This window comes from Streptomyces sp. SCSIO 30461, from assembly GCF_037023745.1.
In the GTDB taxonomy this organism is placed as follows: Bacteria; Actinomycetota; Actinomycetes; order Streptomycetales; family Streptomycetaceae; genus Streptomyces.
In genome coordinates, this window is record NZ_CP146101.1 from 900,699 (window position 1) to 924,011 (window position 23,313).

Annotated in this window: 16 protein-coding genes; 10 read left to right on the plus strand and 6 right to left on the minus strand. The window is 67.8% G+C overall.

Going from position 1 to position 23,313, the window contains the following annotated elements:
- Positions 1 to 419: 419 nt before the first annotated feature.
- The 3 genes from V1460_RS04170 to V1460_RS04180 are packed head-to-tail and all read left to right on the plus strand — an operon-like array spanning position 420 to position 6,546.
- A complete protein-coding gene (locus V1460_RS04170) occupies positions 420 to 2,165 on the plus strand; it encodes a class I SAM-dependent DNA methyltransferase (protein WP_338672199.1) in 1,746 nt (581 codons plus the stop codon).
- Positions 2,162 to 3,403, plus strand: a complete 1,242-nt coding sequence (locus V1460_RS04175) for a restriction endonuclease subunit S (protein ID WP_338672200.1) — start codon at positions 2,162 to 2,164, stop codon at positions 3,401 to 3,403. Before V1460_RS04170 ends, V1460_RS04175 begins: the two co-directional genes overlap by 4 nt.
- Positions 3,403 to 6,546, plus strand: coding sequence for a type I restriction endonuclease (locus V1460_RS04180; protein ID WP_338672202.1), 3,144 nt, complete (start codon positions 3,403 to 3,405; stop codon positions 6,544 to 6,546). Before V1460_RS04175 ends, V1460_RS04180 begins: the two co-directional genes overlap by 1 nt.
- A 428-nt stretch (positions 6,547 to 6,974) precedes the next feature.
- On the opposite strand, the gene V1460_RS04185 is transcribed toward V1460_RS04180, so the two are convergent.
- From V1460_RS04185 to V1460_RS04195, 3 genes are all read right to left on the minus strand, one after another.
- A complete protein-coding gene (locus V1460_RS04185; RefSeq protein ID WP_241714158.1) occupies positions 6,975 to 8,075 on the minus strand; it encodes a DUF3644 domain-containing protein in 1,101 nt (366 codons plus the stop codon).
- A 204-nt stretch (positions 8,076 to 8,279) separates the two neighbouring features.
- Entirely contained in the window at positions 8,280 to 8,819 is a 540-nt protein-coding gene (locus tag V1460_RS04190) for a GNAT family N-acetyltransferase (RefSeq protein WP_338672203.1), read from the minus strand.
- A complete protein-coding gene (locus V1460_RS04195; RefSeq protein WP_338672204.1) occupies positions 8,816 to 10,099 on the minus strand; it encodes an XRE family transcriptional regulator in 1,284 nt (427 codons plus the stop codon). Before V1460_RS04195 ends, V1460_RS04190 begins: the two co-directional genes overlap by 4 nt.
- Before the next feature lie 246 nt (positions 10,100 to 10,345).
- Between V1460_RS04195 and V1460_RS04200 the strand changes: the two genes are divergently transcribed.
- The 7 genes from V1460_RS04200 (at position 10,346) to V1460_RS04230 (ending at position 19,344) form a co-directional block, all read left to right on the plus strand.
- Complete coding sequence (locus tag V1460_RS04200) at positions 10,346 to 10,792, plus strand: ATP-binding protein (RefSeq protein ID WP_338672205.1); 447 nt, start codon at positions 10,346 to 10,348, stop codon at positions 10,790 to 10,792.
- Positions 10,793 to 11,079: 287 nt separating this feature from the next.
- Entirely contained in the window at positions 11,080 to 11,208 is a 129-nt protein-coding gene (locus V1460_RS04205) for a hypothetical protein (protein WP_407077396.1), read from the plus strand.
- A 189-nt stretch (positions 11,209 to 11,397) separates the two neighbouring features.
- Complete coding sequence (locus tag V1460_RS04210) at positions 11,398 to 11,577, plus strand: FxLD family lanthipeptide (RefSeq protein WP_016825826.1); 180 nt, start codon at positions 11,398 to 11,400, stop codon at positions 11,575 to 11,577.
- A 216-nt stretch (positions 11,578 to 11,793) separates the two neighbouring features.
- Positions 11,794 to 14,748, plus strand: coding sequence for a lantibiotic dehydratase (locus tag V1460_RS04215; RefSeq protein WP_338672207.1), 2,955 nt, complete (start codon positions 11,794 to 11,796; stop codon positions 14,746 to 14,748).
- Positions 14,745 to 16,019 carry a lanthionine synthetase C family protein gene (locus tag V1460_RS04220; RefSeq protein ID WP_338672208.1) on the plus strand — a complete coding sequence of 425 codons (1,275 nt, stop codon included), beginning with the start codon at positions 14,745 to 14,747 and terminating at the stop codon, positions 16,017 to 16,019. The genes V1460_RS04215 and V1460_RS04220 overlap by 4 nt, the downstream gene beginning before the upstream one ends.
- Positions 16,020 to 16,040: 21 nt before the next feature.
- Positions 16,041 to 18,122: a methyltransferase, FxLD system gene (gene fxlM, locus V1460_RS04225; RefSeq protein ID WP_338672210.1), complete on the plus strand. Its 2,082-nt coding sequence runs from the start codon at positions 16,041 to 16,043 to the stop codon at positions 18,120 to 18,122.
- 88 nt (positions 18,123 to 18,210) lie between these two features.
- Positions 18,211 to 19,344, plus strand: coding sequence for a hypothetical protein (locus tag V1460_RS04230; protein WP_338672212.1), 1,134 nt, complete (start codon positions 18,211 to 18,213; stop codon positions 19,342 to 19,344).
- A 6-nt stretch (positions 19,345 to 19,350) separates the two neighbouring features.
- Here V1460_RS04230 and V1460_RS04235 read toward each other — a convergent pair whose 3' ends face one another.
- From V1460_RS04235 to V1460_RS04245, 3 genes are all read right to left on the minus strand, one after another.
- Positions 19,351 to 21,066: a relaxase/mobilization nuclease domain-containing protein gene (locus V1460_RS04235; protein ID WP_338672213.1), complete on the minus strand. Its 1,716-nt coding sequence runs from the start codon at positions 21,064 to 21,066 to the stop codon at positions 19,351 to 19,353.
- Positions 21,063 to 21,632, minus strand: coding sequence for a MobC family plasmid mobilization relaxosome protein (locus V1460_RS04240; protein WP_338677883.1), 570 nt, complete (start codon positions 21,630 to 21,632; stop codon positions 21,063 to 21,065). The genes V1460_RS04235 and V1460_RS04240 overlap by 4 nt, the downstream gene beginning before the upstream one ends.
- A 334-nt stretch (positions 21,633 to 21,966) precedes the next feature.
- Positions 21,967 to 22,893 carry a DUF2637 domain-containing protein gene (locus tag V1460_RS04245; protein WP_407077592.1) on the minus strand — a complete coding sequence of 309 codons (927 nt, stop codon included), beginning with the start codon at positions 22,891 to 22,893 and terminating at the stop codon, positions 21,967 to 21,969.
- Positions 22,894 to 23,313 lie beyond the last annotated feature (420 nt).

Here is a 23,313-nt window from a genome sequence, read left to right on the forward strand (position 1 = left end):
TGCCCCCGGCAGGATTCGAACCTGCGACACCCGCTTTAGGAGTGGGATCGAATCCTTGCCGGGGGGTGCCTGGCGCTGCCGTGCGATGCTGTTTCCCCTGGTCAGAACCGCTCGGCGAGCCACTTGGTCCGGCTCATGCGGCCCTGTATCGGGCAGTCCGCTCACGCATCGCTCACGCACTGAGGTGCCTCGGTGTCGTGCTGGCGCATCTCCATCTCTTCGTAGTGGAGTCTGCGGGGACCCGGTTCGTTCTTGCGGCCTTCCAACGCCTTGCGGAGTTGCCGCTCCGGCAACATGCGCAAGCACCCGCGCTGATTGGCATGAGCACGTCGAGGAGCTTCTTGGCTGAACCATGGGATGCTGGCTGCTCCCTTTGGCAAAGTGATCGTCACTGCTAGACGATTCTCGTGAGGAACCTTGTGAGTACGCTCGGTAGCTTCATCTGGTCGATCGCTGACCAGCTTCGGGGGCCCTATCGCCCCAACCAGTACGGGACTGTGATCCTTCCGTTCACGATCCTGAGACGGCTCGATTGCGTACTTGAGCCGGACCGTGCGGTGGTACGAGAGCTGGCTGCGAGGTACGAGAACCCGAACCGGCTCAAGGTCGAGGTCAAGAAGGCCACGGGGCGGACGTTCTACAACACCTCCAACTACGAATTCGCGAACCTGCTGGCCGATGCGGATGGGCTGGCGGACAACCTCGCTGACTACATTGACCGGTTCTCGGCCGATGTGGACGTGTTCGAGTATTTTGACTTTAAGAAGGAGATCCTGGCCCTGGAGAAGGCTGGACTGCTGCGCGAGATCGTCAAGTCCTTCGGCGCCGTCGACCTGCATCCCAAAGTGGTGTCCAACGCCGACATGGGGGATGCGTTCGAGTACATCATCCGCAAGTTCAACGAGGCCGCGAACGAGACCTCCGGAGACCACTACACGCCGCGCGACGCGATCCGGCTGCTGGTCGACCTGCTCTTCGCGGAGAAGGACGTCGACCTCTCCGAGGGCGACATCATCCGGTCGCTGTACGACCCAACCGCCGGCACCGGCGGCATGCTCTCCTTGGCAGAGGAGCACCTGCTCGCCCAGAACTCCGAGGCGAAGCTGAGCCTGTACGGCCAGGAGTACAACCCGCAGTCGTACGCCATCTGCAAGTCCGACCTGCTCGCCAAGGGCCACTACGCGACCAACATTGCCTTTGGTAACACGCTCACCGACGACGCCTTCAAGGGCCGCCAGTTCGACTATTGCATGTCCAACCCGCCCTACGGGGTGGACTGGAAGCAGTACGCCAAGGCGGTCAAGGCGGAGCGCGACTCCGCCGGCCCCTACGGCCGATTCGCACCGGGACTCCCTGCGACCTCGGACGGCCAAATGCTTTTCTTGCTCCACCTGGCCCACAAGATGCGCGCACCCGAGGATGGCGGCGGCCGCGTCGGCATCATCATGAACGGCTCGCCGCTCTTCAACGGCGCCGCCGAATCTGGCCCCTCCAACATCCGCAGGTGGCTGCTGGAGAACGACCTGGTCGAGGCGATCGTCGCACTGCCGACCAACATGTTCTTCAACACCGGCATCGCCACCTACATCTGGATCCTCGACAACACCAAGCACCCCGACCGCCAGGGCAAGGTCCAGCTCATCGACGGCACGTCGTTCTGGACCAAGATGCGCAAGAACCTGGGGTCAAAGGGACGCGAGATTAGCGACGATGACCGCGCCGAGGTCGTGCGGTTGTACGCCGACTTCGAGGACGCTGATCCCGACCTTTCTACGGTGCTGCGCAACGAAGAGTTCGGCTACTGGACCATTACCGTCGAGCGTCCCCTGCTCGATGAGGACGGGAACCCTGTCGTCGACCGTAAGGGCAAGCCGAAGCCCGACTCGAAAAAGCGTGAAACCGAAAACGTGCCTTTTACCTATGGCGGCTCAACCACCAGCGCGGCAGGGGAGCGCGAAGTCATCCAGATGTACTTCGACGCGGACGTGAAACCGCACGTTCCTGACGCCTGGATCGACTGGACCAAGACCAAGACCGGCTACGAGATTCCCTTCACCCGCTACTTCTACAGGTACACCCCGCCCCGCCCGCTCTCCGAGATCGACGCCGACCTGGAGAAGCAGGTCGCCAAGATCCTGGATCTCCTGCGGGAGGTCGAGGGATGACGTCACGCACGGATCTGGTCGACTCTGGTGTGCCGTGGCTCGGTCGCGTGCCGACTGGCTGGAAGACGAAGCCTCTGTGGTCGATGTTCGAGCGGATCAAGGATGTCGACCACCCGGAAGAGCAGATGCTCTCCGTTTTCCGCGAATTCGGGGTCGTCGCGAAGGACTCTCGCGACAATCTCAATAAGACCGCTGAGAACCGCAGCATCTACCAGCTGGTGCATCCAGGCTGGCTCGTCGCCAACCGCATGAAGGCGTGGCAGGGCTCGGTGGGAATCTCCTCTCTCCGGGGCATCGTCTCTGGGCACTACATCTGCTTCGCTCCTCGCCACAGCGAAGACAACCGGTACCTCAACTGGCTGCTGCGTTCGACGGCCTACACGAATGGCTACGGCTTGCTTTCCCGGGGTGTCCGGATCGGACAGGCAGAGATCGACAACGATCAGCTCAGGCTCATGCCGATCCTGCTGCCATCGACGCAGGAGCAGCGCGTCATCGCCGACTACCTCGACCGCGAGACGGCCCGCATCGACACGCTCATCGAGGAGCAGCGGCGGCTGATCGAGATGCTCAGCGAGCGTCGCGTGGCGACAGTCGCTGAGACCTTGGACGGCTACGAGCGGACCCAGGTGCGCCGACTGGTCGATCACGATCGGCCGATGACCTACGGCATTCTGCAGTGTGGTGAGCCGGTCGACGGTGGGGTTGTCTACATCGGACCGTCGGACATTCAGGGCGAGGGCCAATCCCCGGATAGGGATGCCCTGAGAACGACAACACCTGAAATCGCGAGCGCGTACAAGCGGTCAGTTCTCAAGGGTGGTGACGTGGTCGTTTCGATCGGCCCGGCGTACGGGAAGGTGGCCGTCGTATCGGATGACTTGGCTGGTGCGAATCTGACGCAAGATACGGTGCGAGTTGCACTGCGGCCGGATCTGGTCGACACGAGATTTTTCGTGTGGGCGCTGCTGTCACGGCAGACGGCTGAGTATTGGGACTACCAGATCATGGGCGCGACGTTCCGCCGACTGAACCTCGGCACTTTGGCCCGGACACCCATCCCGCTTCCGGCGATCCATGAGCAGCGGCGGATCGCTGCGTATTTGGATGAGCAGACCGCAAAGATCGACACGCTCATCGCCGAGGCCGAGCGGTTCATTGAGCTCTCCAGGGAGCGGCGGTCGGCGTTGATCACGGCGGCGGTGACGGGGCAGATCGACGTACGAGAGGCAGCGTGATGGCTGACCACAACGAGGTGGTCTTCGAGACGGAGATCTGCGAGTACCTCCGGGATCACGGCTGGCTGTACTCGGAGAACGACCGTGACGGCGGGGAGTACGACCGGGAGCGGGCGCTATTCCCGAACGACTTGTACGCGTGGCTGGAGGAGACACAGAAGCCGGCGTACGAGAAGGCGTTGAAGGCGGCCGGCTCGCAGACGAAGTTCCTCGACGTGCTGACCGCGGCGCTGGACAGGCCGCTGGAGCATGGCGGGGGCACACTGAACATCCTGCGCAACGGGGTGCAGTACATCGGTGGCGGTCGGTTGAAGATGGCGCAGTTCCGCCCCGAGACCTCGCTCAACGCGACCAGCACGGCGCACTACGAGGCGATGCGGGTGCGGGTGGTGCGGCAAGTGCACTTCTCGACCGCTGACCAGCGCATCCTTGATCTGGTGTTCTTCGTCAACGGTCTTCCGGTGGCCACGGTGGAGTTGAAGACCGACTTCACCCAGTCGCTGGACGAGGCGATCAACCAGTACAAGCAGGACCGCAACCCACTGACTAAGGGGCGGCCTGAGCCGCTACTGTCCTTCGGACATCGCGCTCTGGTCCACTTCGCGGTCTCGAACAACCTCGCGGCGATGACCACCAGGCTGGAGGGGGAGAGGACCCATTTCCTGCCGTTCAACGTCGGCTTCGACAGCGGTGCTGGCAACCCGCCCGGCGCGGACGGACGGTCGTCGACGGCGTACCTGTGGGAACGCGTCTGGGAGAAACACGCCTGGCTGAACATCATCGGGCGGCTGATGATCGTGCAGACCAAGGAGGAGTGGGACGTCACCACCGGCACGTCGGTGAGGCGTGCGAGCATGCTCTTCCCACGGTTCCACCAGTGGGAGGCCGTCACGAGCATCGTCGAGGCGGTGAAGGAGGAGGGTGTCGGGCAGCGGTACCTGATCGAGCATTCGGCCGGGTCGGGGAAGACGAACACCATCGCTTGGACGGCTCACCGGCTGGCGCGGTTGCATGTCGATGACCGGAAAGTCTTCGACTCGGTCATCGTGGTTGTGGACCGCACCGTGCTTGACTCCCAGCTGCAGGATGCGATCCGGCAGATCGACGGCACCGGCAAGATCGTCGCGACTATCAGCCCCGAAGACGTCCGCAAGGCTGGCGCGAAGTCGAAGTCGGGCCTGCTGGCGCAAGCGTTGAAGAACGGTGAGCTAATCATCGCCGTGACGGTGCAGACCTTCCCGCATGCGCTGAACGAGATCCGGACCGACGCTGGCCTCAAGGGCAAGCGGTTCGCCGTCATCGCCGATGAGGCGCACTCCTCTCAGTCGGGTCAGATCTCCTCGAAGCTGAAGCAGGTGCTGACGGCCGAGGAGGTCAAGGAGATCGAGGAGGGGGGCGAGGTTGATGTGGAGTCGGTGCTGGCCTCGGAGATGACAGAGCGGGCCGAGTCGGAGAACATCTCCTACTTCGCCTTCACCGCGACGCCGAAGAACAAGACCCTCGAATTGTTCGGCCGCAAGGGTGCCGACGGGAAGCCGCGCGAGTTCCACCTGTACTCGATGAAGCAGGCGATCGAGGAGGGCTACATCCTCGACGTGCTCAAGGGCTATCAGTCCTACGACACGGCGTTGAAGATCGCCGGCAGGGCCGAGAGCGGTGATGGGGGAGAGGTCGAGGAGGCCGCTGCCCGCAAGGGTCTCATGCGGTGGGTGCAGCTCCACCCGACGAACATCAGCCAGAAGGTGCAGATCATCGTCGAGCACTTCCACTCCAACGTCGCCTACCTCCTCGAAGGCAAGGCGAAGGCGATGGTGGTGACCGACTCGCGCAAGTCCGCAGTGAAGTACAAGCTGGCCATCGACGCCTACATTGCCAGGCGCCGCACCGAGGACGCCTCGTACAACTACCGCACCCTGGTCGCCTTCTCTGCCGGGGTGACGATGACCGAGGACGAAACCTGGCACAGCGACTGGGGCCCGCAGCCGTCGAAGGATGACGAGTTCACCGAGGCCAACATGAACCCCGGTGCCGGGGCTGATCTGGCAGCCGCATTTAAGGGCGAGACGTACAAGATCATGCTGGTCGCCAACAAGTTCCAGACCGGCTTCGACCAGCCCTTACTCTCGGCCATGTACATAGACAAGAAGCTGTCAGGGGTCACCGCGGTGCAGACGCTCTCGCGGCTCAACCGCACCCACCGCACCGCTGGTGGGGAGCAGAAGCGCAAGACATTCGTCATCGACTTCGCCAACAAGCCCGAGGACATCAAGGCAGCCTTCGAGCCGTACTTCAAGAACGCGACCCTGGAGACCGAGACCGATCCATACGTCGTTGTCCACTTGGCTAACAAGCTTGCCCAGGCCGGAATCTACACCGAGGACGACGTTCGCAAGGTCGCCGAGCTGTGGGTGACTCGGAAGGGCAACAACGCGCTCTCGGCGGCGATCAGCCCGGCGCAGCACGGTTTCCGGCGCCGCTACGCGCGGGCGATCGAGGAGGAGGACAAGGTCACGCTCCACGAGCTCGACCTGTTCCGCAAGGATGTCTCCACCTACGTACGTCTCTATGACTTCATGTCCCAGATCGTCGACTACGGCGACCCCTACATGGAGATGCTCTCGATCTTCCTGCGTCTGCTGGAGAAGGTCATCGCCGAGTCCGCCTGGACGGCCGACGTGGACCTTTCCGACGTGGTGCTGGTCGGGGTCAAGCACAACAAGGCAATCCAGGTCGACATCTCACTTGTGGGCGACGGGCAGCTGAAGGGCATCAGCGCAGCCGGCACGGGAATGAAGAAGGATCCGAAGTACGTCGCGCTCCAGGTCGTCATAGACAAGATGAATGACCTCTTCGGTGCCGAATCGTTCGCCGAGTACCAGGTCAGGGAGTTCGTGCAGGGACTCGTCCAGCGGTTGCTCGCCGACCCGAACCTGATCAGGCAGACCAAGGTGAACTCCAAGAAGCAGTTCCTGGAGTCACCAGACTTCCAAGCCGCCGTTACGGAAGCGGTCGCAGACAACCAGGACGCCCACAACACGATGGCTGACTACTTTTTCACCGACGGGCCGGCCATCAACTCGATCATCGTTGCCCTCGCGGATGCCTTCTACGAAGCAGCGATCGATCAGCAGGTGGATTCATAGATACGGCAGCACGCGTGTCGCGCCCCAGCAAGCGGGTCTTGGGTCAAGGCCCGCTCGCCTACTGCGAGCCACCGCCCTCAGCGCTTCCGCCAGTCCTTGTGGGGTTCGATGAGGGTGCTGCCTCCTGCCCACTTCATCCTGCAGACCGGGCAGATCACGTACCACTCGTCGCCTGGTGCACTTTCGTCCATGTACCCGTCCTGTCCTGTCCCAGGGCAGTCTTCGGTGACTTCTTCTTGACGCATCGCTTCCCCTCAGTGCCCGGTGGATGAGGCTGCGCCTTCGGCGGCGACAGCGGCAGGGCGGATGCAGGTTAGTGCAGCCCACTGACACGAGCAGGGCACTCGAGAATCGTTGGTGGCGATACTCCGACGTCCAGAGCACGATGGTCTCCGCAAGTAGTCAAAGATCGCCGTGCGTCGCGACGGTCACCCAGCTCGACAGCCGGGCACTTTGCAGGACTCCAGTTGGCGGGCGGACGGGTTATGAGCTCGCCAGACGGCTTCCAGATCCAACGTGTCGCGCGCGGTGCGCATGCGGGTGAAGGCGTTGTCGGAAAAGCGCTTCAGGCGTTGGGAGCTGAAGACGAACTCGTGGCTGCACGCGGGATCAGCGTCGATGCCCAGGTGTCGCCGCAACGCGAGGCACTTCGGCTGGGTCAAGTCAAGGGCCTCGGCGAGCTCGGCCGCCGAGCGGTGGTACTTGGCCTGGAGATCCACCTCCCGGATCGCGGCCGCCGGCACGGATTCATCAGCCGCATAGCGCACTGGCGGAGCCGCCTGGTTCTTAACGAAGCGCACCTTGACCAGCAGTCCCTCACCGTCCGTAGCAGTGGCCAGCTCCTCCAAGCGAGGGAAGACTTCCGAGCGCGTCGCTCCCCCACGTATGCCGGCCTGAACGCGATCGACGTCCTTACCCGAGACGCGGGTCTCCGGCCCGGTGTGGGCCTCCATCGCCAACAAGGTTCGAATCCTGGCTCGCGCCTCGTGCGTCGCGCGTCGGCCCGGCTTGAGTAGGGCTGCGATCTGTGTGTATTCCTCGTCCAGGAGGAGCGCAAGGTCACGGGGCGGGTCAACCGACACCGGCAGTACGCGGTCGGGCAGGTGGTCAGCGAGCGACTCCTTGAATACGCCCCTGAGCAGGTCGTCGAAGAGTGTCACGGCAGCTCGGGCATGCACGTACAGCAGCTGCTCGGAAACCTGGTTGAACCAGTGCTGCTCGTCATCGCGCATGGCGTCGATGGCTCTGAGCGTTCCTGCGTCAGGCTCGCTGAGCTTGATGTCCGGGTGTTCGGCAGCCTTGCGTACGCAGGTCTCAAATCCGAGTGACCGGCCCAGAGCCGGGTCGAAGACGCTAATGCCCTTCTGGACGAGCGCGGCTTTCAGCAGCATCTCGAAGGAGTGCTGAAGGTGCAGAAGTACCTTCGTTTCTCGCCCTCGGTCGTGCGGCGAGTTGAATGCCTCGGCCGCCGCAACCATCGAAGAAACGGCCTTCTCCTTGAGGACACGAGCCTCTTGCCTAAGTCTCACTCGCAGCCCTCACGTTCCAGACGCACCAGACAATCGGTGTCCAGGGTAGAGGTTGCCTGTCATTACGGGCTGGTAGATGCTACGACGAGCACCGGCCCCGCTCGGACGCCCCGTTTGTGCGCCCAACCTGTTCAACGAGGCCCCGCTGGACGTACTCCGAGACTGGGCCCTGAGGGTCAATTCCTGCACTGCCCGCCTCTGGGGTCAGCGGGTGTTGCGGATCATCACGGTGAGGACCGGTGAGGCCGGTGACGGCTGGCTCTGCCCGATGTCCTCGTACCCCCATGATCTGTAGAGCGCGTGGACCTTTCCGTCCCCGGCAGCCGGGTTGACCATGAGTGTCACGTACGGCTCGTTGCGCGTGGCGAGGAGGGCGTCGTGGATAAGGCGGGCGGTGCCGGTCTTCCGCCAGGTCGGGCGGACGCCGATCTCCTTCAGGGCCACGGCCGGGCGTTCTGTGTACTTCTCGGCCGGCGTCGGGCTGGCGCGCTGCCAGTACCGGTCGCCGTGCTCGATGGTGTTGCCGTATGCGTAGCCGACCGGATGTCCGTCCGCGTACGCGAGGACGGCCGTGAACCCCGGCTCGGTACCGTGCCGGTCCAGGCGTTCGCCGAACGCGGTGACCGCGTAGTTCGGCAGGTGGAGAAGGGGGGCGCGCACGTCGGCGTACACGTCGAGGAGGTCGCCGCGGGCGGTGTCGAGTGTGGTGAAGGTGCGCAGTTCGATGGCGGGCGCCGTGGTCATGCGGCCATCCTCCAGGTGGCGGTGTGCTCGGTCCAGGTCTGCACGGTGGAGCTGCCCGGCGCGGTGGCGCGCAGTGCGGCCCCGAACTCCTGCAGCATGCGCGTCACCCGGGCGTGCTGGGTAGCAGCCTCGGCCGGGACCTTAATCGCGGTGACCGTGGCGGCTTCGGGAGCGCCCTGGGCAAGTTGCGCGTGGGCGAGCCGGGTCGTGGTGATGGCCCGGGAGCGGATCATGTGGGGCCGGAGGGCGGACAAGCAGCGGTGGGCGTGGTACTCGGCGGTGGAGTAGTCGCCGAGTGCCAAGTGCGCCGACAGGGCCAGGGAGTCCAGTTCGGCCTGGTCGTAGAAGGCGAGCATCCACACCGGCCTGTAGTCGGCGGGGTCGGCACGCAGCATGGTGTCCTGCGCCTGATCGAACGCCCGACGGATGCCGGTGCGGTCCTGCGCCGCACCGTGGATGGCGCCCTGGCGGGCCAGGCCGAGGGAGGCGAACAGGGGGTCTCGGCGGGTGAGGTGCAGGTTGCGGGCGACGTCGTTGGCGGCGAACGCGTCCGCCGGTCGGCCCATGTGGCGGTACATGGTGCCCGCGTGGCTCCAGATGCGGAACTTGATCGCCTGGTCGCCGGACATTTCGGCGAGGGCCTGGGCCTCGCGCATGTGCGCCTTGGCGACGTCGTAGCGCCGGCCGTCGATGGCGGCCCACATCGCGGAGGATCGGAAAGCGGCTGCTGAGGCGTAGAGGTTGCTGCGTACCCGCTGGGTGGCGCTGCCCGCGTTCTGGAGGTTGAGTGCCTCGTCGGCGAGGGCGGCTGCCCGCTGTTCGATGCCGAGCTGTCCCCCATGGCGGTGGTCGCTGGCGATGATCTCGGCGAAGCGCTTGTTGAGGCGGTTGACGTCGCTCATGCCGATACGGCGCGGCGATGCGGTGCCGGGTGCGGCTGCTGCGGCGGCAGCCGCCGCGATGCTGCCGACGAGGGTACGGCGCTTCATGTCGGGGTCCTCCTGCTGCGGTGGGGCCGGGGTGGACGAAGGCCGGCCCCGTGGCACGAACCCTAAAGCGACGGCGGGCAGTCCGGTGACGTCCTCAAGTGCCTTGCGGGCAGCTGACTTCGGCCACGTGACCCGGCCCGCTTTCCATGCCCGGACCGATGAGCCATCGAGTCCTCCAAGGCGTCCGGTCAACCGTTCAATGGCCCTGTTTACGGCCTCGGCGAGGCTGTTGGAGCTGTAGCCGTGTTCGGTCATCCACGCCTCAAGAACGGTGTTGCGGGTGGTGTCCATGCGGGCACGGTAGTCCGCGCGATCCCCACCCGCCAGGTAAAGGAGAGGTCAAAACGTCCTAGGCGAGTCCGTCGACTGGGTGCCTGAACGTCCTAACCAACCTGCTGGGAAAGGGAGTTCTCTTGGTACCGGTCGCCCTCTGCACCCCACCGTGCGGGCGGCTGTTGACGGCCCGGCCCGCCCCGCCCCTGAGGTTCCCCCGCGGGGGTGGGCCGGGCGCCGAGACGACACGAAGGCTCCACCCCAATGACGAGTCTGAGAACACCAGTTGAGGCCATCTCCGTCGGCCACCCCATGTACAGCCAGACCTTCCCGTGCGAGCCGTCCACGGCCGAGATCGGCCGTGAACTCGTCCGAGGAGTCCTCGGCGTGTGGCACCTCGACAGCCTCGCCGACCGAGCCGCGCTGATCGTCACGGAGCTGATCGCGAACGCCTCCAGGCACACTCCGTGTCCCGAGATCCGACTCACGGTCGGGCGGCCGAGCGCGACACGACTGCGTGTCGGGGTCGTGGACCGGGAACCAACGCGGCTGCCGATACTCAGCCAGGTGGCTGACGACGACGAGTCGGGGCGCGGGCTGCTCCTCGTCGATGCTGTCGCCGACCGGTGGGGCTACGACCTGCACGGCTCGGACAGACGCCCTTGGGGCAAAGAGGTCTGGGCGGAACTCCGCACCGAGGGCGGCAAGTGAGCATCCCGGCCACGGCACCCTCGCCCCTTCCGGATCTCACCCGACTCCGACCCCGCCAGCAGATGGCCATGGACTGCGCCCTCTGCGTCCGCCCACTGGGAGCGAGCGGTCGACGGCTGGGCGAGATACGCCACCGGGGCCTGCCATTCCAGCTCTGGGCCTGCGCTCCCAACTGTCAGACCGCCAGATCGACTATCCCGACCAGCTGAGAAAGGGGACACCCCTCCATGGAGTGGCCGTGGATCACCGGTGATTGCTGGCTCGGCTGCGAATGTACCGGAGTCCTGGTGATCTGGCTCGGCCCGGTGCAGTGGGACGGGCAGCACGCCCCCTTCTACGCATGCGAGCCGTGCCTCGACCGCCTCAAGGCTCAGGCGGTCGCCTACTTCATGGAGCGGCGACCGGCATCCGCTTGATCAGAGTTCCAGCACACGACTTCCCGGCGTGAGGCAGGCACCCCGCGAGGACTACCTACGCGGAGCCCGTCTCCTCGTGCCGGGCGGCCAGGAGCTGTCCGGGGAGCAGCCGTCTGGCGACGCTCCCGTGACGGCGCCTGGTGGGCGCTTAAGCCCAGTAACACCACAACGATTACGAGGAGTTCAAGCATGACGCGCAGCACCGTAGTTCCTAGCCGCACCGAAGTACGCCCGCAGATCCCGGGGGCGTCGGACGGCTTCGACCTGGACGTCTCTCTCGTCGAGATCGCCGACCCGGCGGGCCTGGTCAACCTGACCGACGACAACTGCGGGTCCACCTGCGGCGCCTGCACCACCAACGTCGCCTGACCTGGGCCCCAGTTACTCCGGTCTGGTGCCGCCGCGTATCTGCGCGGCGGCACCAGCCGCCCGTCCCCTCACCTATGGAGGTAATTGGTGGGTGCTCCGCCCGCAGCGTTCCGTGCCGGTTCCACTGCTCTCGTGCGCGCGGTGGCCCGTCCCTCGTTGCCGTTTCCTCCATGCCCTGACCTCGATGACTGCTCGCCCAGTGGCTCGTCTGCCCGTGTGGCGTGGCTACGGACGGTCTGGGCGGACAAGGACGTCGCCGAGGCACTCCAGCACTCCAGCCCGGTCTTGGCCGCGCAGGTACGCGCCCTGTGTACGGCCGAGCATCCCGCCCTCCGGGACGTGCAGCGCGCGGCGCTGTCCGTGGCCCGCTACCTGCTGCGGGCCCTGCACCGGGCTACGCCATTCGGCCTGTTCGCCGGCGTGGCCACCGCGAAGTTCGGCCCGCAGGCGCGGGCCGACTGGGGCGAGGAGCACGTGGCCGTCGGCCGCGCGGGGGCAGAGTGGCTGGCGGTCCTGGTCGCACGGTTGGAGTCATGCCCGGACCTCCTCGAACGGCTGCCCGTCGTCATCAACAACACTGTGACGTACCGGGGAGACCGGCTCATCGTGCCGTTCCAGCCCGACGTCCAGGACGACCGGATTCGCGCGGTCGAGGCGTCTCTGGCCCTGACCGGACCGGTGCGCGCGGTCCTTGCCGCGACCCGACTGCCGATCCGGTTCGGCACCCTCGTGGACAAGCTCCAGGCGGAGTTCCCCGAAGCTGGTCCCGAGAAGGTGCGTCAACTGCTGGCGGAGCTGATCCGGCGGCGGGTGCTGATCACGAGCCTGCACGCTCCGAGCACCGAGACCGACGCCCTCGGGTATCTGGTCGGCCAACTCGAAGGGATCGACGCCGGAAGCCTCGCCCGGATCGCGGGGACCGTACGCGAACTCCACACGGTCCGGGCCGGCCTGGAGGAGTGCGCCACGCACGGCGGCCGGGACAGCGTTGCGGCGCGGATGCGAGACCTCTTCCCCGGACTGCGCCGCCACCCCGTCGCGCTCGACCTCCGCCTGGACGCCCAGATCGTTCTGCCGGAAGCGGTCGCCCAAGAGATCGAGCGCGCCGCTCTCATCCTGACCCGCTTGAGCATCCGCCCGTACGGGACCGCCGCGTGGAACGAGTACCACCAGCGGTTCTACGAGCGGTACGGCATCGGCACGATGGTGCCGCTCTTGGAGGCCGTAGCGGACAGCGGCACCGGCTATCCCGACGGCTACCCAGGCGCTCCGGCCAGCGCACGCAGGCCCCGCGTCTCCGCTCGGGATGACGCCCTCGTACGACTGGCTCAGGCCGCCACTCTCGACGGCCGTGACGAAGTGGTCCTCACGGACGAGCAGATTGAGGCCCTGGACGTGGGTCCCGACGAGCCTCGGTTGCTGCCGCACTTGGAGATCGGGGTGCGGGTGCACGCGGCCAGCCTGGAGGAGTTGCAGCGGGGGCGGTTCCGGCTGGAGGTCATGAGCGTGTCCCGTGGTGTCGGCGTCTCCACGGGCCGGTTCCTCAGCGTGCTGGCCCCCGCTGACCGCGAGGCTGTGGCCGCCGAGTTTGCTGACCTCCCGGCCGCAGACGGCAACACCATGCCCGCACAGCTCTCTTTCCCGCCCCTGCTCCCCGAGAGCGCCCACGTCACCCGCTCCCCGCAGGTCCTGCCCATCGCGATCAGCCTTCAGGAGCACCGCGCCCCGCAGGACACTGTCCTAACCCCGGAGGACTTGGCTGTGGGGTGCGACGGCCGCCGTATGTACCTCGCCGTCCCCGAGCGCGGGCACCGCGTGGAGGCCGTCGGGATGCACGCTCTGAACCTGCGCGCCCACACCCCGCCTCTGGTGCGGTTCCTCACCGAGCTGTCCCGCGCGCAGTGCGCGCAGGTCACCGTCTTCGACTGGGGCGCCGCAGTGGCGATGCCGTTCCTTCCACGTCTGCGGTACGGCCGGACCGTGCTGGCCCCGGCACGCTGGCAGCTGGAAGCGTCCGAACTGCCCGGCCCTGCGCGCCCTCGGGTCGAGTGGGACGCCGCGCTCAGCGACTGGCGTGCCCGGCGGAGGCTGCCGCGCCGCGTCCATCTCATAGAGGACGACCGGCGCCTCTTCCTCGACCTCGACGAGGCTGGCCACCGTGCGCTCCTGCGCAGACACCTCGACCGGACGCGCCTGGCCGTACTCGTCGAGGCTCCGGAACCAGAGGCGTACGGCTGGTGCGGCGGGCGGGCCCACGAGGTCGTGGTGCCACTCAAAGCAACCAGGCCGTCGACATGGCCGCCACTGCCAGTCCCCAGCCGGGCCCGTGCCCTGTCTACGGACCAGATGCAGACGCCTGCCTCTTCCTCGGTTCTTCTGGCCGCCCTCTATGGTGACCCCCGCCGCCAAGACGTCTTGCTCTCCCGGCACTTGCCTGGCCTCTTCGAACAGCTTGGCAACCCGCCGTGGTGGTTCATCCGCTTCCGCGACCCGGACCAACACCTCCGCGTACGCATCGCCCTCCCCGACCCGGAAGCTTTTGCCAGCACGGCCCGAACGGTGAGCGCCTGGGCCGACGAGCTACGAAGCATCGGCCTGCTGGCCGATCTGCGTTATCCCACCTCCTACCGGGAGATGGGCCGCTGGGGCTCCGGCTCCGCATGGGAGGCAGCCGAGAATGTGTTCCGGGCGGACTCGTGCGCCATCCTGGCCCAGCTCAAGCAGCCACAGCGTCCCGGACCGCGCACGCTGGTAGCGGCCCACACGGTCGCCATCACCTCCGCGTTCCTCGGCACCATCGAGGACGGAATGAAGTGGCTGATCGACCACGTCCCGCCGACAGCCCCTGTGCCCGTCCCACGCCCCCAGTTCACCGAGGCCGTACGGCTCGCCGACCCGAGCGACGACTGGTCAGCCCTGCGTAGCGTCCCGGGCGGAGACGCCATCGTGTCCGGATGGGCCGACCGGGAAGCGGCACTCGCCGCGTACCGGCCGCACCTGCCCGGCCCGGACACCCAGGGCATCGCCGTCGACGACGTCCTGACCTCCCTGCTGCACGTTCACTTCGTGCGCCACGTCGCCGTGAACTTCCCGGAGGAAGACGTGTGCCTCTACCTGGCGCGCGCCGCTGCCCTGGCCTGGACCGCCCGCACCAAGAGGACGGCGTCGTGACCCCCCACCCCGCGCTCGGCCTGGTCGACGCCATCGCCACCCAGCTCGCCGACCCCGACGCCGTGCCCCTCGGTTCCAGGACGCTGTCCTCGGACCGGCAGCACCTTGCCTACGGCCCTCCCGGAATGGCGCTCCTGCACATCCAGCTGGCCGCGAACGGCCTCGGTCCGTGGCACCGCGCCCACGACTGGCTCACCGCCGCCTCCCGACAGCCGCTCACCAGCGGCCCGGCCAGCCACCCGTTCTACGGAGTGCCCGCCTTCGCCCATGCCCTGACCTGTGCCGCCGACCACCTTCCCGGCTCCTACCAGCGCGCCCTCGACGCGATGGACGGACAGATCGCAGTCGACGTCGGACGCCGTCTCGACGCCGCACACCGCCGCATCGACGCCGGACGCCTACCGCAGCTCGCCGAGTTCGACGCCGTCCGGGGCCTCACCGGATACGGCGCCTACCTACTGCGCCGAAACCCCGGCAGCTCCACGATGCGCGCCGTTCTCGACTACTGCGTGCGCCTCACCGAACCGATCACCCACCACGGCGAGACTGTGCCGGGCTGGTGGGCGGAGACCGGGCCATCCGGCAGCCCGGACGCCCGATTCCCTGGCGGACACGCCAACACGGGTATGGCGCACGGCATTGGTGGCGTGCTCGCGCTCTTGGCCCTCGCAGCTCGGAGCGGCTCCATCACCGACGGACACCACGCAGCGCTGCGCACCATCCTGGCCTGGCTGGACTGCTGGAAGAAGAAGGCCGACGGCGGACCGGTCTGGCCGTACTGGGTCACTCAGGACGAGCTGCGCAGGGGGCGTCTCGGCTCGTCAGCACCCAGGCGGCCCTCCTGGTGCTACGGCACCGCCGGCCTCGCCCGCGCTCAGCAACTTGCCGCGCTCGCCCTCGGCGACACCGGCCGTCAGATTGACGCGGAGAACGCGCTCGTGGCCGCCCTCACCGATCCCGAGCAGCTGAAGGCCACGACGGACAACGGCCTCTGCCACGGGTTCGCCGGCCTCGCCCACACTGCCGCGCGTACGGCCGACGACGCCCACCCCTCGACCGCGGGAAGACTCCGCGCCGCGATCCCGGCCCTCCTGGCTGAGATCACCCCGCCGGGTACCGACCCCGAACTCATGGCCACAGCGCTCATCCAGGACGAGCAAGCCGGCCCCGGCCTACTCGACGGCGCCGCCGGCATAGCCCTGGCCCTCCTCGCGCCCAGCACCGCCGCACCACCCCAGTCCGCCTGGGACGCATGCCTCCTCATCGTTTGATCCACCGACCGAAGGACCCTTATGCCTCCCGACCGCTGGCAGCAGCACAACATCACCTTCGTCGACCGCGAGATGGCACGGCGCACCATCGCCGAACGCCTCGGTCCCGCCCTGATCGAGGCCGAGGCCGACGGGCAGCTCACCGGCTGGTGGTTCATGAACAAGCAGCCCTGGCCGCTGCGTTACCTCGCCGACAAGCCCTCACCAGCCATCGAGTCGCTCCTGAGCGATCTCATCGGCGACGGCGTGGCCGTGTCGTGCCTGCCCGGCATCTACGAGCCCGAGACCGACACGTTCGGCGGACCCGAGGCCATGGACGCGGCCCACGAACTGTTCCACAGCGACTCCCGCCACCTGCTCACCTACCAGCCGAGCTCGGTACACCTGGGACGCCGGGAGACCGCCGTCCTGCTGGCGAGCGTCATGATGCGCGGTGCTGGACTCGACTGGTTCGAACAGGGTGACGTATGGGCGAAGGTCGCAGCCCTTCGACCGGCCACCGCTCCACAGCCATCCGAACGAGCCGCCGAACTGGCCCCGGCTATGCGGAAGCTCATGACCGCTGACGCCCACAGCCTCTGCCGCCTGGGCGGCCCACTCCACGCGCACGAAGAATGGGTGACCGCCTTCGAACGGGCCGGAGCCACCCTCGCCGACCTCGCAGGCCGCGGCGCCCTCACCCGCGGCCTGCGAGCCGTCATCGTCCACCACGTGATCTTCCACGCCAACCGCGCCGGTCTCCTCCGGGACGACCAGAGCGCCCTGTCCCACATCGCACGAGAGGTAGTCATGGGAACGAGTGACCACACCGCGTCGCCCACCGAGGCAACAGCCGACATCGATAGCGTCAGCGCAGTGAACACCGACACGATCACCACCCCCACGGCGAACGCCGAGCGCCTCCGCAACGCCCTGGTCGACCAGCTCCGCGCGGCCGGACACGCCCGCACACCCGCCGTCGAGACCGCATTGCGGACCGTGCCCCGCCACGTGTTCGTGCCCGAGGCGTCACTCGAAGACGCCTACGCCAACGCACCGGTGCACATCAAGTACGACACCGACGGCACCTCCATCTCCTGCGCCTCCCAGCCGGGCGTCGTCGCCCTCATGCTGGACCAGCTCGAAGCCCAGCCCGGCGAACGCATCCTCGAACTCGGCGCCGGCACCGGATACAACGCCGGTCTCCTCGCCCACCTGGTCGGCGAGAGCGGACACGTGACCACCCTCGACGTCGACGACGACCTCGTGGAAGGCGCCCGTGCGCACCTCGCCGTCGCCGGAATCACCAACGTCCAAGCCGTGACCCGCGACGGCGCGCTTGGCTACACCGAAGCAGCGCCGTACGACCGGATCATCGCCACCGTCGGCGCCCACGGCGTACCGCACGCCTGGCTGCAGCAGCTCGCACCCGGCGGTCGGCTCCTCGTCCCTCAGCGCCTCAAGGGCACAGTCTCCCGCTCCATCGCCTACGAGCAGCGCGACGGCCGGTGGGTGTCCCTCGGCAGCGAGATGAACACCTTCATGCCGCTTCGGCGGGGCATCGCCGACGACGACCGCCGAGTGATCCCTCTCAGCACAGACGGCGCCGTACGACTCCAGGCCCCCGCCGGCCTCAACATCGACGCCGACGCCCTCGCAGGTGTACTTGACCAGCCGCACACCGAGGAGTGGACCGGTATGACGGTCCGCGCCATGGAGTCACCGGAGTGGATGGAACTGTTCGTCACCTGCTCCCTGCCCTCCGGTCTGATCCGGATGCTGTTCCCCCAGAGCGCCAAGGGCACTCTGCTCACCGAGGACCCCTACCCCTCGTCGACCGCGGTCGTCGACAAGGGTGCCGTCACCTACCTCGCCCGGCGCCTGTCGAAGGAGAAGACCCACGACGGCGACAGGCTCTGGGAGTTCGGCGTCATCGGCCACGGCCCCGGCAGTGACGAACTGGTCGCGAGGGTCGCCGACGCCATCCGCACCTGGGATCGCGACTACCGCGACCGTGAGGCTACGTTCGAGATCCAGCCCCTTGACGCCCCCGAGATCGAGCAGCGCCCTGGTCTCTTCGCCCTCGACACCCCGCTGAACCGCATCGTCGTCGACTGGCGATGACGCCCCACCCCTAGCGGACGGTGCCCGTCGGCACACGGCTGGCGGACACCGTCGCCTCAGCAGTCCTCACTCTCGCCCCGGGGGATCCATGGACCCACACGGCCCCACAGCCCAGCGCTTCCCACTCGTCGCCCGATTCCGCCCCGCCTGCCTGCCCCTGCCTGAACGCGTAAGGGCGCTCGTCGATCTGGCCGACACTGCGGTGGAAGAGACCGACCAGGGGCGTGCATCGGCCGTCTACAACCAGGCCGCGCTCATCGCCTCCGACCTCGCCCTCCCCGACCTCGCACGCGAGATGTGCCACCAGCACGCCGCCGCCTACCTCCATGCCTGCCCCCTGCCCGGCATGAGCGCGATCCGAGGACTGGAACCGGTCGTCAACCTCGCCCGCCTCCAGATCCGCGCCGGCCACGCCGATGACGGCCGTCATCGACTCCTCAACCTGCACAAAGCCGTCGAGGCGGGCACAGCCGCCCGGTTCGAGGGCGTCAACGTACCCGCGGACCTCACTTCGACCGTCGAAAACCGCCAGGAGGTTCGCGCATGGCTGTGGCGCGTCCTCCTCGCCGACGGCACGCGCACCCTCACCACCGAGGGGCGATGGGCCGAGGCGCTGGCGCACATCGAAGCCCACCAGGGCATCGGAAAGCGGATGCTCGACGGTCGACAGGTCGCCGTACTCGCCGCCCTGGTTGCGGGTGACACCGCGTGGGCAACCGTCCTCCTTGCCGACACGATGCCCGGCGATCCGTGGGAGCAAGCTGTCACGGCATGCCTGACCGTTCTATGCCGCCGCGACGCCGGGCAGCCGATCGACGGCCACCTGGCGGACCTGGTGACTGCCTACCTCGGACGGAAGACCGAACCCGGGATGACCGTCTTCAACACCCGGCTCGGACTCACAGTCCTCGACGCGATCGGTTCCGCCGGGGCGCTCGCCGCGCACCGCATTGTCGAGGACCTCCACCGCAGGACGATGGACGCCGAAGACGGCTACGCGGCCCGCGAGACCTTGGCTCATCCCCTGTTCACCGAGATCGCCACGGACCGGCAAGTGCAGGACTGTCGCACGCTGGTGCGCGCCTGCTCCCTCGGCACAGGGGTCCTCCCGGACGAACTGCGAGGAGAACTGACGTCGGCTCTGCGTGCCAGCGACAGCGTGATCCGGGAAAGCCTCACACGTTCCTCCGATCCCGGACGAACGCAACCCCTGGGGGCCTGACGGTGCCTATCGGCGCTGTCGGCGCTGCTGTTCGGTAGGCGTCGTAGCAGCCGACGGAAACTGACCGTCGTGGGTCTGCCGGACTCGAACCGAGGCTGCGAGGGTGGAGCGGCGACGGGCGGCTTCGGCTCGGCGGTTGGGTGCCGGGTTGCGGCCGGTGTGCTGGATGCGGGTGATGAGGACGCGGGCGGGTTGGTGGGCGGTGGTCAGCTCGCGCTGGGCAGCGGCTTCCCGAAGGAGTTGGTGGGGCTGGTGGCCGCGGGCTTCCGCATCGGCGAGGACGGTGGCGAGGGCGGGCCAGGCCGGGTCGGCGAGGATGCGCTCGGCGTGATCGGGGACGGCTGCTCGCACGTCGCCGACCAGAACGCGGCGCGCTTGTTCCCTGGGCGGTCGGGCGGTGAGTTCGGCGAGCGTCGGGGCTAGGGCCAGGTCGGCGGCTGTCTGGAGGTGCTGGACGGCCTGGCGGGCGGCCTCTGCTTGGTGGGCGTGGTTCTTCGCATCGTGCCAGCGCGCGGCGACGATGGTGGCCCAGACGAGGGCTGCGACCAGGGCGGCCAAAGCGCTTCCGTCGGGGCCGGTGGCGGTGTGGACGATGTCGCGTGCCGCGCTGCGCAGGACGTGGGCGGCGCGGTCTTCGGCCCGGATCTGGGAGCGCTGGGCCCGGGCGAACGCCTTTGAGGCGCCTTGGAGTTCGGCCTGAAGATGGGCGGGTGCCGTCTGGGCGATGGCTTCGAGGAGTTCGCCGAGGGCGGTGATGTGGGCTTGGGCTTGGGAGTCTTCGGCGAAGTCGGTGTGGAGGGTGTCGAGGGCGTCGGTGGCTTGGTGCCACGGGGTGCTGGGGTGGTTGCGGCGGGCGGTGGGGTGTTCTTCAGGTCGGCTGGATTCGAGGCGGGCCTTGATTTTGGGCAGGGAGAGGTCGGAGGAGATCTTGCTTCCGGGGTGGTAGATCTGCTCGCCGGCCTCGTTGACGTCGCCGGGTCGGCCGGCGGCATATCCGAGGAGGTCGCCTGACGGGCCGCGCCGGACCTGGACCTCGACGCCGCTGGCTTGCAGGTAGGCGACGAACTCCTCGGCGCTGGTCACATGGGGGATGGCGGCGCGGATGCGGTCCTGGAGCCACTCGGCGCTGGGCTGGTCCCAGCCGAGACGTTCGGCCTTGTGCATCTCGGCCTGAGTCGGGCGACGGCTTCCGGTTCCGTCCCCCTTCTTCAACTGCCGCAGCCCGTGGTCCTTCTCGATCGCGCGGCACTCGTCACCGACGCGCATGCCGCTGCCGTGGAGTTTGGGACGGCGGCCGTCTTCGCGGACGGTGGTGGCGAGGATGTGGATGTGGTCGTCGGCGTGGCGTACGGCGATCCAGCGGCAGGCCAGGTCGTCACCGGTCGGCGCGATGCCGGCCGCTTCAACGATGCGCTGGGCGATCTCGCCCCACTCGGCGTCTGAGAGGTAGCGGTCCTCGGGGGCGGCGCGGACAGGGCAGTGCCAGACATGGTCGGTGACCTGCTTGCCGAACTCGCCGTTGCGCAGCCGTACGGGCTCGTCGAGGTAGCGGGCGAGTTCGGTGAGGGTGGCGTTCTCGTCGCGGCCGGGGTCGGGCATGCCGAGCATGGCGAAGCCGGCCACGATGCGCGGGTCGAGGTGTTCGTCGTGGTCGCCGGGGCCGTAGAGGTAGGCGAGCAGCCCTCGGGTGTTGGACCCGGCCGGTTTGATGGCGGCGATCACGCGGCTGCCTCCGTCTCCGGGTCGGCGGGCTGACGCAGGGCTTCGGCGATCAGCTCCAGCAGGTCGTGGAGTTCGGTCAGGCGTTGGCGGATGTCGGGTGGGGTGCGGTCGCTGTTGAGGGTGCGGGCGATCTGGTTGACGTTGACGCCGATCCGGTTGAGCTGGCGCAGGACCTGGGCGCGGAAGATGTGTGTACGGCGGCGGTCCTCGGACAGGGGCAGGTTGGCGGTGAACCGGCCGGTGACGAAGGCGAGCACGATGTCGGCGGCGAACCCGGAGTCGCCCTTGTAGCCGTGCTCGGCAGCGGAGTCCTGAAGCAGCGAGAGCTGATCGGCGGTGAAGCGCAATGGGCCGACGCGGACGACGCGTTTGGTGCCGGTGAAGCGGCGGATGGTGGGCTGGACGCTCTTCACGACAGGCTCACCGCCGACGCTCTCAGCGGTGTCGGTGGTGCGTACGGGGCGCAGCGTCTCGCGCTGGACGGCGTGGAGCATGTCCTCGTCGGGGCCGCCCTCGGCCCCGACGTCCTGGCCTGGCGCCCCCTGGCGCTGGGCCGTCTCCGCCACCCCCGGGGTGGAGACCCCCGAAGACCGGCCGTGAGTCGGACTCGGGGTACTACTGGCTCCGCCAGGGGCACCCTGTCCGAACGCCCGCCGCAGACGGTTCATCAGCGTAGGGGACTTCCTCAGCTGCGGCAGCTCGTCGGGGGCGTTCTCGGGGTTGAGTGGGTCGTGCGTCATAAACGGTTCTCCGGAGAGGGGTGGGGAGGGCGTGCGGGTCACGGCGGAGTTCGGGCGGCTGCCGTCTCATCCACGGGTGTGGACGATTGCGTGGTGCCCGGGGTGGTGACCGGCGGGCCGGGTGACCGGAAGGGTTCCGGTCACCCGGTGGCGGTTACGGTCAGTCGCCGGGCCGATCGGTCTCGGCCGAGGGTTCGAGTTCGGGCCGGAGAATGTCCATCACCTCGGTCAGCCGCTTACTGCCGACCGTCAGCCCTTTGTCCTCAACCGCCGTCCGGACGACGGCCCGGGTGAGCTTGCCCTGTTCAGCGGCAGCGGCCCGGCCGATCTCCACGAGCACCTGGAGTGGGGCGCCGGGCGGACGGCCACCGCGCAACCTGCCTGCTGCAGCGTCGGCGGGTGATTCCGGCGGCTGGACGGAAACGGCGGCCGACGGCTCAGCGGCCGGGCCGGGCTGAAGCGGTAGGTCGGCAGGCCGGACGCCCTCAGCCGGAGTCCCGGCGGACTGGCCGACAGCAGTGACCGAATGCTCGGCGAGCCGGACGGATGTGGCAGCCGGTGGTTCCGGCACCTGCGCTGAATCAGGAACCGAATGGTCGACTACAGGCTGCGCGACGAGCTCGTGGATCTGCCGCATCAGCACGCCGAAGGCCACCATCGCGGCGGCCGGGGGAACCGCGGCGACCACGTAGTCGAGCAACGGCACGCTGCCGACGTCGCGTGTGCCGGTCACCCCGGCCACGTTGAGCCCGATGGAGCCGACCGACCCGATGGCGGTGACGCCAATGGCCCAGTTGTCGGTGACGCGGCGCAGGCCCGCACGGAGCATGAGGAGTTCGCCCGCGACGATGAACGCGTCCAGCGTCGCGGGCCACGCCCATCGGCGGATCGGAGAGTCGCGGAGTCCGTGCTGGGCGGCGACCTCGGCCAGGTGGGCGTAGGAGAGCCAGAACGCACCGGCGGTAAGGGCCACGATGACGATGCCGGCCGCGCGGAGCACGTACTGCTCCGCGGGGAGCTTCGCCTTCGCTGGTTGCTTCTGACCGGGCTGGTCGCCGCGCGGCGGGCGGTCTCGGCGACGGGACATGAGAGGGGCCTTCAAGCGGGGTACTCCTGGCGTAGTTGTGTGGTGCGTATTTGCCGTCTTGGCCGTTGCAAGCGCAGGTCACAGCGGGTACGGCAACCGCCTCGGCCTTCCGTCCTGGCGTGTGCCGCCGACGTCGTGTTCCGAGTCGGAACACGACGTCGGCGCATCCTGGCGGGCCTGGTGCCGGTGTGGCCGTGCCCCAAGGCGGGACGGTGGCGTTGCGTCTTCCGTCCCGGTGGGCGGTGCTGTGACCTGCGCTGATACGGCAGGACGGTGGGGGACGGCGCAAGACGGATGCGGGCGGCGTCTTGGCGGTAGGGCTGCGATGGTGGATCGCGTTGCCGTCTTGGCCCCGGTTGCCGTCTTGCCGGTATGCCGTTTGACCTGCGAGATCACGGCAGGGACGGCAGGGACGGCAAC